The sequence below is a fragment of the Bartonella gabonensis genome (assembly GCF_903679515.1).
Classification (GTDB): domain Bacteria; phylum Pseudomonadota; class Alphaproteobacteria; order Rhizobiales; family Rhizobiaceae; genus Bartonella; species Bartonella gabonensis.
This window is the reverse complement of the sequence record NZ_CAHOYM010000059.1, coordinates 1-5,388: the sequence shown is the minus strand read 5'-3', so window position 1 is coordinate 5,388 and position 5,388 is coordinate 1. Positions and strand designations below refer to the sequence as shown.

Sequence of the window (5,388 nt, the reverse complement as noted above, 5' to 3'; positions counted from 1 at the left end):
ATTGCAAAACAGAAGCCGCGTTCTTAAAGGGCGCGGCTTTATCGTATGAACAATCATCATCAAATATTTGAAAATAATAGAGAAAATCTAGATAGAGCATAAAAGAAAACCCTGTTATGTAAAAAACATAACAAGGTCTTCTCCAATTTCTCAAATCTCATATAAAATGTAGCACATTATGTGTAAAAACACAAGCGTTGAGATACAAAAAAGCTTGCGTTTATACACTATTTGTGCAATTAAAAAGAGACATTATTTTTTTACCCATTATTTAATATAAAAGCCGTATCAATTCATTTTGATACGGTTTTTATGTATTAAGGCTTGCGATTTTACACGTTTTGTGTAATAAGGAGACATTCCTCTTTTTGTATCTATTAAAAAGTAGTTTTGGTTGGTTTTGGAGTCAAAAGCCGTATCTTAAATGACGCGGCTTTCTTTTTAATTCTATCTTTTAGAATACGACGCAACCGCTTTAATCAATTCATCTACAGTCTTTACCTATCTCCAAAAGTTATTAAACCTGTAGAAATCTCTTTTCTTCCTGTAACCCATGCCCCCGAAAAAAGTTGCGTATCTCCAAAAATACGTGCCCTGCCACCAATAATTGCACTCCCATAAGCACGTACATTGCCATGAACCTTTGCAAATCCATTAACATACACCTCATCACAAATTATTGCATTTTCAAAAACCTTTGCATGCCCCCAAACAATAGCAGCATTATAAACCTTTGCATCATCCCCAACCCAGCAACTCCCCACATGAGAGAGGTTACCTTCATGTTCAATAAAGCCACCAAGATCACCTTTTTTAACACTTCCAAAATTTCTTAAAGCTTTAATGCGATAAAGTGTTCTAACTCTGCCATATAAATGGTCTTTAACTTCTGTAGTCTCATCAGTAATTTCATATTTTTTGGATACAACTGTACTGGTCATAGGTAGCTCCCTAATCTAATATTCGATTAATTTGTAAATGAAATATTTTAAAGAGGGCGCCCCCGCGCCGCCGTTATTTTATTTACGCTGCTTTATTTATATCCTGATCAACACCACAGACATCTTGAGAAAATTTCTTATTTTCTTTAAGCACAGCATTGCCATAAATCGTTGTAAATTGGCAAATTTGTGCCTTGCCACTCACATGAGCATTATCGTGAATTTTTGCACAGGGACCAACACGCGCCGAGCCAGAAACCTTGGCATTGTCATAAATATTGCTACCTTCATAAACTGTAGCTTTATCAAAAACATGCGCATTGCCATAAGCTTTTGACCACGCAGCAAGGCGTGATTTCCCATAGACATGGGCATCATTAAACACAAGCCCACTCACATATGCATTTTCATAAACACGGGCATTATCGTAAATAAGAGCCCCCTCTGTAATAACGGCATTATCACTCACAACGGCATTGCCAAAAACATAGCCTCCAATTTTTGCATTGCCATTAATGACTGCATTGTCATAAACATGTGCCTTATCACTCAAAACCCATGCCTTATCACTAATCACGGCATTACCGTAAACCCTAGCATAATTCACAACACAGGCATTATTGCGTATTTTTGCATTTTCGGAAACGCTTGCTTGAATAACCATAGCATCATCATATACCCAGCAATTGCCATCATGAGAGAGGTTATCTTCCTTTTCAATAAAACCGCCAAGGTCGCCTTTTTTGACATCATCAAAATCTCTTAAAGCTTTAATGCGGTGTAAAGTCACACCGTTAACAACGCAGTTTTCATTCGTAAGTTCATATTTTGGAGATATTTTTTGATTTTTAACTGTAGCACTCATGCTTGTTTTCCTTATCGTAATAAAAGTTTTCAATTGACGACCCTATAAGGGCGTCGGGCGTTGAAAACACGGCGATAAGTCCGTCGTCACACTTTTCTCATAAGAGTATTGTATGGTGCGACCACACCCGACAAAATCGTTATATGCCAATGACAGCATAAAAGAAAGCCAGTTTTTTAAGAATGGGAGAAACCTTTTCGTGGTTTATCCGCTTATCGCAAGTGTTTTCAGCACTTGCCGACCTTATTAAACCAGCCTTCGTTTAAAGTCAATACGTATTTTTTATTTTTTTCACTTTTTTTCATTTTGATAGTTACCTAATTGAATATCAAGTGCTTTTTCTAACTCTCTGTCTATCTCTTCACAAGACAATGGATAGCCTCTCTCAAAATCATTCGTTATCTCACAAATCAAATAATCATCTTTTGTACGTTTTTTGATTTTCGCATTAACCTCGTCTATTAACGATTCAAAATTCAATACGCTTTTTGGTAAATCACCACCGTATAGCCACGCTTTCACTTGCGCCTTCGTGCTGTAATCAACATTCGCAGGTATCTCATAATCTTGATACTGACCGCCTTCAAATTCCTCATATTCTCTCATTCCATCTTCATATTCGTAGAGGTTGTAAAAATATTCCGCTACCCCTAATCCCCATGGTGCATATCCAACCACTGTTGCTACAAACTTCTTTTGAATGGGCTGTTTACGTTTTTTTAAAAACATATGTTTTAATATCCCTTATCTAAATCCATAACTTTACCTATGGGTTTATTTGCCTCAAATTGGACTGTACAGAGGCGTTTTAAATTGCAATATGGTTTTCATCATAAAACTTTTAAATCGCTCTGTACGGTGCCTTTTTAGCGATTTAAACGCATATCTATTCCAATATCATCAGCACTTTTCACTATTTTGTTGATCTCTAGATGCGATTAAATACGATTTCATTACTGATGCTCCTGACAAAAGATCTGCTTTCAAATTTCTGCAATAATCTGCAAGCTCTGCTCCTGTTGGCATAAAGGTTTTTGATAAGCCCTTTGCTTGTCCACGTATAACGTCCTTAACAGCCTGTTTAAGGGCGTGTTCTGAAGCGTCTGCTAATGCTATGCTATAATTCAACGCAATCACATTAGTGTCTGTATTTGTTGGTACTTTTAGACCTGAAAGCAAATAAGCAACCGCCTCGATATGTTCAATCGTAGCTTTCTTTGAAAGCAGTTCTTCTAAGCGATTACATTGGATAGCAACTTGTTCTCTATACTCCTTTGTCAACTGCCTTCCACGCATACGCTTCCAAGGGTAACTACTCTTGTCCACCTCCTTAGCAAGCTCTTGCAAATGAACTGATAGCCTCTGTATTTCTGATGCATTCTGATCCGTAAGTATCGCCAGCATAGATTGCTGTTGTGAGTGTACTGAAGCTTTCTGAGAGGCTGCTTGAGAAGCTGTTTGACGGTGCTTTATAGCATTCGTTTGCATATCGTTTTTCCCTTTCTAATTTTTCCTTTTTCTTGGCTAATGCCCCTATAGGGCTCGTAATCCAATTGTACCAAGTCATTTGCCAATCGCGTTTTTTAGCATTGGAATATGGGTTGGCTTTCCAATAGATTGTAAATCTTTCAAATTCTAATAACGCTTCATCATGCGTTAACCCTTTATCAATCGCGTATTGCAAATTAGGTTCAAAATCTTCTGGTATACTTCCAAGTTCTTTTTTGACCCTATTTCGCTTGGCTTTCTTAGGAACGCTTTCTTGCTCGTGAATGGGGGGTTGTTTATCTGATAATGTTTCGATTTCTTCTGATAGGCTTTCAACATCATCACATTCGATTGGCTCTTCAACCAAATCGATTGTTTCTAAATCTTCAAATTCAGTTTCTTTTTTTGATAAAACGATAGTTTTATTTTTTTTATATATATTGTTAATGTTATTGTTAATGTTAATGGCATCATTAAGCATTGCTTGTGCATTGCTTGTAGCATCCTTAGCATCATTATCACTGTTATCTTTATTTTTATCCCATCTTGCCTTCGCTGCCTTTTGTGCTCTTTCTGAAAACTTGCTTAAATTTTCATTTGAGTTATTGAGTTCCTCTTCAACTTGTAAACTCCACAAACGACCATCTTCTGAAAAAACGATGTGTCCAGTTTCTAATAAAAGATCTAATGCTTTCTGAAATCTTTTAACTGAGCAACCTGCCAATAAAGACAATACTCGAAAATTATTCTTAAGTGGTTCTCCAGTGCGAAGCATTTGAAATCGCAACTTCACGTATATAAAACCTTCAAAAGGAGGCAAATGTGCAAGATCAAGTAGCCACTTGTCTGCAAAAAGCCTTGTCCATGGCAACTTAGTTGACATGCATTGCCTCCTCTCTTTTCTTACTCCATCTCATATTCGCTGCTTTTGAAGCTCTTTCTGAAAATTTACTAATCGTATAATCAAAAGCTAATGATCTATGCCATAAGTTCCCATTCTCTAAACGCGTGATGTAACCCATGCTTATTAAAGTCTCTAATGCCTTTTGAAACGTTCTTACTGAACACCCACACCAACTTGATAAATAAGACCCATTATTGATAAGAGGCGCTTTCTTATCATTCATAAGCAACACAAGGGTTGTATAAACTGCCTTCTCTGTTGCTTTTAAACCCATAAGCTCTTTTAAAAACTGATCTGAATTAAACTTTACACACTCTACTTTGTTACTGGGCATCGCTCTAAGATCTCCCTCTCTTTAATTAAATATAAAATTGCTAAAGCATCCGCTTCGTTATCATCACAAGGCGCGTGTCCTTTTGCTCGCATTGCCTTTATTATCTCTTCTTTCGACGCATTCCCCTTGCCCGTCGTCACTTTCTTAATCGTACAAACCGGTATCCCCTCATACGGTATCTCATGATCTTCACACCACGCCGTTAAGGTTGCTAACAAACCACCGTAAACATGCGCTGCATCAGTTCCAACATGACGCCTCACCTCCTCAAAATAAACCGCGTCAATGCTCCCTGCTGTCTGCTTTATTTCATTAAGCCATTGTTTAAAGCGTAAATAACGCATCCCACCGCCTTCAAAACGACGTGATTTAAAATCAACGGTGCCACTAAATATGTCACCACTCCCTCCACAAAGCGCCCACCCCGTCTTCGTACCTAGATCAAAACAAAGAATCGTGTTAATCACCGCGCCGCTCCATACATAGTGTATTTTATAAGATTGTTTTTTTTCGAAAAGCAGTTAGAGAAAGATCTGTAAAAAAAGAACTTATGAATAAGTTCTAATAACTACAACCATACTCTGAACTCCTTATAATATAAAAGTTTCTCCCATATTCTACGGTGCCAAGGTAGTGATTGCATGTATTGCTGTGGTGTTAACATAGACAAATTATAAGTTGTGTTAGAAATGTAATTAAAATTTGGAACTACGTCATCACCATTTAACCTTCCATCACCAAAAACTGCTCCTAAACCACTGATCCAACAATTTCCTTTATGGCTAAGATTTTTTTCACTTTCTACCCAGCCACCTAAATCACCTTTTCTTACTTTACCAAAGCTTCTCAATGCGCG

Annotated in this window: 7 protein-coding genes and 1 pseudogene; all 8 read right to left on the bottom strand. The window is 37.3% G+C overall.

All coding sequences use genetic code 11. The annotated features are described in order from the left end of the window. Nucleotides 1-497: 497 nt before the first annotated feature. On the bottom strand, nucleotides 498-941 hold the full coding sequence (locus HWX04_RS07710; RefSeq protein ID WP_175869552.1) for a bactofilin family protein: 444 nt from the start codon (nucleotides 939-941) through the stop codon (nucleotides 498-500). Nucleotides 942-1,023: 82 nt separating this feature from the next. Next, nucleotides 1,024-1,806 carry a hypothetical protein gene (locus tag HWX04_RS07705; RefSeq protein WP_175869551.1) on the bottom strand — a complete coding sequence of 261 codons (783 nt, stop codon included), beginning with the start codon at nucleotides 1,804-1,806 and terminating at the stop codon, nucleotides 1,024-1,026. 291 nt (nucleotides 1,807-2,097) lie between these two features. Next, nucleotides 2,098-2,535: a hypothetical protein gene (locus HWX04_RS07700; RefSeq protein WP_175869550.1), complete on the bottom strand. Its 438-nt coding sequence runs from the start codon at nucleotides 2,533-2,535 to the stop codon at nucleotides 2,098-2,100. A 171-nt stretch (nucleotides 2,536-2,706) separates the two neighbouring features. After that, the gene (locus tag HWX04_RS07695) at nucleotides 2,707-3,102 is read right to left on the bottom strand and encodes a hypothetical protein (protein WP_175869549.1); all 396 of its coding nucleotides are present in this window, start codon (nucleotides 3,100-3,102) and stop codon (nucleotides 2,707-2,709) included. A 34-nt stretch (nucleotides 3,103-3,136) separates the two neighbouring features. After that, complete coding sequence (locus tag HWX04_RS07690; RefSeq protein WP_175869548.1) at nucleotides 3,137-4,177, bottom strand: DUF1376 domain-containing protein; 1,041 nt, start codon at nucleotides 4,175-4,177, stop codon at nucleotides 3,137-3,139. Beyond that, nucleotides 4,167-4,532, bottom strand: coding sequence for a DUF1376 domain-containing protein (locus HWX04_RS07685; protein ID WP_175869547.1), 366 nt, complete (start codon nucleotides 4,530-4,532; stop codon nucleotides 4,167-4,169). Before HWX04_RS07685 ends, HWX04_RS07690 begins: the two co-directional genes overlap by 11 nt. Next, nucleotides 4,514-4,999, bottom strand: coding sequence for a crossover junction endodeoxyribonuclease RuvC (locus HWX04_RS07680; RefSeq protein ID WP_175869546.1), 486 nt, complete (start codon nucleotides 4,997-4,999; stop codon nucleotides 4,514-4,516). The genes HWX04_RS07685 and HWX04_RS07680 overlap by 19 nt, the downstream gene beginning before the upstream one ends. Nucleotides 5,000-5,100: 101 nt before the next feature. Further along, a pseudogene (locus HWX04_RS08370) lies at nucleotides 5,101-5,388 on the bottom strand (hypothetical protein); the annotation flags it as partial.